A 4,208-nucleotide genomic window follows, 5' to 3' on the forward strand; every position below is an offset into this window, starting at 1 on the left:
GTCCAGCACCCTGATCGCCTTGGCGGGCGAGCCGACGATCAGCGAATTGTCCGGGAATTCCTTGCCCTCGGTAACCAGCGCACCGGCGCCGACCAGGCAATTCCTGCCGATTTTCGCGCCGTTCAGCACGATGGCGCCCATGCCGATCAGGCTGTTGTCGCCGATCGTGCAGCCATGCAGCAAGGCGCGGTGGCCGATCGTGCAGCCTTCGCCGATCGTCAGCGGGAAACCGGGATCGGTGTGCATGACCGTATGTTCCTGCACGTTGGTGTCGGCACCGATGACGATGGGCTCATTGTCGCCCCGGATGACGGCGCCGAACCAGAAGCCGGCATTGCGTCCGACCCTGACGTCGCCGATCAGCGTCGCATCGGGCGCGATCCAGTTCGAGTCCGCATCGGCGAAGCTGGGCTCTGTTCCATCGATCGCATAAAGCGGCATTCCTGGTCTCCGAATCGTCTCAAGCTGGCAGCTCGGACCCTAGGAGACGGACCGACCATGAGGCAATGGCAAGCACGACGACGCCCAGCGCCAAGGTCCACGCAATTGCCGTGCAGCCGCAGGACATCAGCGCCAACGTTGAAATGCGGCGCTGACGCCGGGCATCGATGGCGTCGTTGACCAGCATGAACGGTCCCGCACAGGCCGTGGCGAGCAGCGAGCGCAAGACATGTGACGGCGACACATAGGGTTCGGTGAAGGCGACCTTGCGGCCCGACACCAGTTCCATGGCCGATCCGGCCAGCCCGCAGGCCGTCAACCCGACGGCAAAAGCAAAGAGTGTGAGTTCCAGCGGTCCCATCTTAACTTTCCGTTTACCATGAAATTGCACAGTCGTTCCATGCAGGCTGCAAGAGCCATGCCGTGCGATGTGTGCCGCCCGGGGACACTGCAGGCGGACGGGCGGCCCGAGATCCGAGGACTGAGATGAAGCAGGCAGCGCTCGCCAACGAACTCACCGTGGTCGATTCCAGGCTGATGAAGCGGGTGCTCTACGGGTTCGCGGTGCTCGCCCTGTTGTCGGTGGCGATCAGCCTTGCCGGCAAATGGTTCGGCCATTCGATCGCCATGGCCGGATACACCGACGACGCAACAGCCCACCAGGTGGTGATCGGCAACAATGTCATCACGGTCCCGGCCAATGCCATCCGTTTCGCCCAGGCCCGGCGCGACGGCATCGCCTCGCGGCTCGACCTCTATCTGCGCTATCCCCAGATGGACGGCTACAGCGAGGCCGCGCGAGATGATTTCAACCATACGGGAACAGCCAAAAGCATCGTCTTCCTGTCCTTCGAACAGCAGATGATGTCGCGTGACATGAGCGGCCGCTTCGCGCCGATCTACAGCGCGCTGATCATCCGACCCGGCACTGCCGGGCCTGGCGGCACGATGATTTATGGTTTCAACGAGAAATCAGGCTATCTGAACGAGGTGCTGGTTGTCGGCAATCGCCCCGGCAAGGAGCCGTTCGTGGCCCGTTGCCTGAGCGGGCCGAGTGCCGACCAATCGCTGGCGCCCTGCGAGCGCGACATCCAGGTCGGCGACGAACTCAGCCTCACCTATCGCTTCCCAAGGGAGTTTCTGGGCGATTGGCAGGCGCTCGACGCGGCAATCGCCACCGAAGCCGGGCGCGTTCTGAAGGCGGGACGTTAAGAACGCTTCAAGGGAACCGGCTGGCCGGCCGCATGAGCCGGCCGACCGCAAGATTTGCTGGCTCAGGCCAGATCGATGTCGAGAATCGCCATCGAAAAATTGTAGTCGCCGTCGTCCTCGTCCTTGAAGACGATGCCGAGGAATTCGTCGCCGACATAGACCTCGGCCGAATCGTCCTTGCGCGGCCGCGCCTTGACCTCAAGCTTGGGGTTTTGGAAGACGCGCTTGAAATAGGCGTCCAGCTTTCTGATTTCGTCCGGCTTCAACAGTCTTCTCCGATCATCGGGCTTGCTCGTTCGAACGCGCTTCTGGCACGTCGACAATGGCGATGTAAAGGCAAGCGGCCTGATTAAGGTCTGTTGATATTCACGTGAGGCCGGCCTGCAAATGGCGGTTTCCTGCGCTTCCCCGTTCTACCGCGTCGCGGTAGAACTGTGCTCACGTACCCAAACGTACGCTCCGCTCCGGTTCTCGGAACCCACCATTTCGGCTCGGCCTGACCTGAATCTCAAAAGACCTTGGGCGAGAACAATCGCCCATGTCTGCCCACGGCCTCAGGCAGCGGACATATGACAATCAGATGTCGAAACTGACGACCTGATCCATCGTCTGCGACGGCAAAAGCTGGTCCATCTGGCGCGACGGCTGATCGCAGCCGGTCTCGCCGACGACGCGGGCCGGCACGCCGGCAACCGTCTTGTTGTGCGGCACAGGCGACAGCACCACCGAGCCGGCCGCGATCTTCGAGCAATGGCCGATTTCGATGTTGCCGAGTATCTTGGCGCCGGCGCCGATCAGCACGCCGTAGCGGATCTTGGGGTGGCGGTCGCCGCCGGCCTTGCCGGTGCCGCCCAGCGTCACGCCATGCAGGATCGACACGTCATCCTCGATGACCGCGGTCTCGCCGACCACGAGGCCGGTTGCGTGGTCGATGAAGATGCCCTTGCCAATGCGGGCGGCCGGGTTGATGTCGGTCTGGAAGACCGAGGACGAGCGGCTCTGCAGATAGAGCGCGAAATCCTTGCGCCCCTGGTTCCACAGCCAATGCGCCAGCCGATGCGTCTGGATGGCGTGGAACCCCTTGAAATAGAGCACCGGCATGATGAAGCGGTCGCAAGCCGGATCGCGATCGTAATAGGCCTGGATGTCGACACGCACCGTCGTCGGCCACTCCTTGTCGTCGGCCAGCATGGACTTGAAGGTCTGGCGGATGAGATCGGAGCCGATGTCCTGGTGCGCCAGCCGCTCGGCCAGCCGATGAATGACTGCTTCTTCCAGGCTGTCCTGGTTGAGGATGGTCGAATAGAGGAATGCAGCGAGCAGCGGGTCGCGGTTGACAGCCTCCATGGCCTCGTCGCGGATCGAACGCCAGATCGGATCGACCGGCTTCAATGCGCTGTGTCGGGAAATGCTGATGCTGTTCATCGCCGTCTCGTCCTGCGTCCTGCCTGGCTTGCCTGTTGTGCTTGCCTGCTGCCCGGCCGCACATATAAGCCAGATCATAGCACGATTGAACTCAATTTTCCTTAGTGCTTTGTCAAATGGATTTGGTTCGCGGGAATTCAAGCAGCCATGGAAAACGAACCCTTGATCGACGACGCGCTGAAAAGCGAGCTCTCAGGGCTCTACCGGGCACAGGGCCGCCACTACCACAACCTTGCCCATATCGAGGCGATGCTGGCGCTGGCTGGCGACTATCGAAGGTTGCTGGCCGATCCCGAGGCGATCGAAGCGGCGATCTGGTTCCACGATGCCGTCTATGACAGCAGGGCCAAGGACAATGAGGCGCAAAGTGCCGCCCTTGCCGAAAAAAAGCTGGCGGGCCGCACAGATCCTTCACGTCTCGACCGCATCTCGGCAATGATTGTCGCCACCGCCACGCACCAGGTGCCGCCGTTCGACGGCGCGACGGCCACACGGGACGCAAGTCTTTTCCTGGATATGGACCTGTCGATCCTGGGTGCCGCGCCGGACGCCTTCGACGCCTATGAGCGCGCCGTGCGGCGCGAGTACCACTGGGTGGAGGAGCTGATGTGGCGAGCCGGACGCAGTGCGGTCTTGAAGAGTTTCCTCGCCCGCCCGCATATCTTCCACACGCAAGAGTTTCGCCAGCGCTTCGAACCGCAGGCCCGGGAAAACATTGCGCGATCGCTGGCGGCCCTTGCAAACGGCTAAGGACAATCAGGATAGGCGCCTATCACGATGCCAAGCAGCCTCGTCCCCGACTACGGCACTGCTTCTCGCTGCCCGGGCCCTCCGCTCAGAGCGGATTTTCGGCATAGAACTCCAGCACGCGCTGCTTGAAGGTCTTGTCCCCGACGGCAAGCATATGATCGCGGCCCTCGATGTGGAAGGCCCTGGCGTTCGGCATCAACGCTGCAAGCTCATCGGGCGAGCCGCCTATGTCGTCGGTGGTGCCGACTGCGACCAGCGTCGGCTGGGCGATGCGGGCAACATCCTGCTCGCTCAGCAATTCGCGCGATTTGGCGATGCAAGCCGCCAAGGCACGGCGATCGCTGCGGGTCTGGTCGGCGAAGGCGCGAAACGACCGGCCG

At 62.5% G+C, this 4,208-nt stretch carries 6 protein-coding genes and 1 pseudogene; 2 read left to right on the forward strand and 5 right to left on the reverse strand.

Annotated elements, in window-relative coordinates; genetic code table 11:
- A partial coding sequence (locus tag EN969_RS19280) for a gamma carbonic anhydrase family protein (RefSeq protein WP_164758352.1) occupies positions 1-441 on the reverse strand: 441 nt, incomplete at its 3' end.
- Positions 442-460: 19 nt separating this feature from the next.
- Complete coding sequence (locus EN969_RS19285; protein ID WP_063168099.1) at positions 461-802, reverse strand: hypothetical protein; 342 nt, start codon at positions 800-802, stop codon at positions 461-463.
- Between the two features lie 125 nt (positions 803-927).
- Here EN969_RS19285 and EN969_RS19290 point away from each other — a divergent pair, with 125 nt between their 5' ends.
- Entirely contained in the window at positions 928-1,653 is a 726-nt protein-coding gene (locus EN969_RS19290) for a hypothetical protein (protein WP_063168100.1), read from the forward strand.
- 62 nt (positions 1,654-1,715) lie between these two features.
- On the opposite strand, the gene EN969_RS19295 is transcribed toward EN969_RS19290, so the two are convergent.
- Together EN969_RS19295 and cysE are read right to left on the reverse strand one after the other, a co-directional pair.
- The gene (locus EN969_RS19295; RefSeq protein ID WP_013531334.1) at positions 1,716-1,919 is read right to left on the reverse strand and encodes a DUF3126 family protein; all 204 of its coding nucleotides are present in this window, start codon (positions 1,917-1,919) and stop codon (positions 1,716-1,718) included.
- Positions 1,920-2,229: 310 nt separating this feature from the next.
- Positions 2,230-3,078, reverse strand: coding sequence for a serine O-acetyltransferase (gene cysE, locus EN969_RS19300; protein WP_013531333.1), 849 nt, complete (start codon positions 3,076-3,078; stop codon positions 2,230-2,232).
- A 147-nt stretch (positions 3,079-3,225) separates the two neighbouring features.
- Between cysE and EN969_RS19305 the strand changes: the two genes are divergently transcribed.
- Complete coding sequence (locus tag EN969_RS19305; RefSeq protein WP_063168101.1) at positions 3,226-3,828, forward strand: hypothetical protein; 603 nt, start codon at positions 3,226-3,228, stop codon at positions 3,826-3,828.
- 85 nt (positions 3,829-3,913) lie between these two features.
- Here EN969_RS19305 and EN969_RS19310 read toward each other — a convergent pair.
- Positions 3,914-4,208 (reverse strand): annotated as a pseudogene (locus EN969_RS19310) (alpha/beta hydrolase); the annotation flags it as partial.

It is taken from the genome of Mesorhizobium sp. M7A.F.Ca.CA.003.01.2.1, from assembly GCF_003998945.1.
Classification (GTDB): domain Bacteria; phylum Pseudomonadota; class Alphaproteobacteria; order Rhizobiales; family Rhizobiaceae; genus Mesorhizobium; species Mesorhizobium ciceri.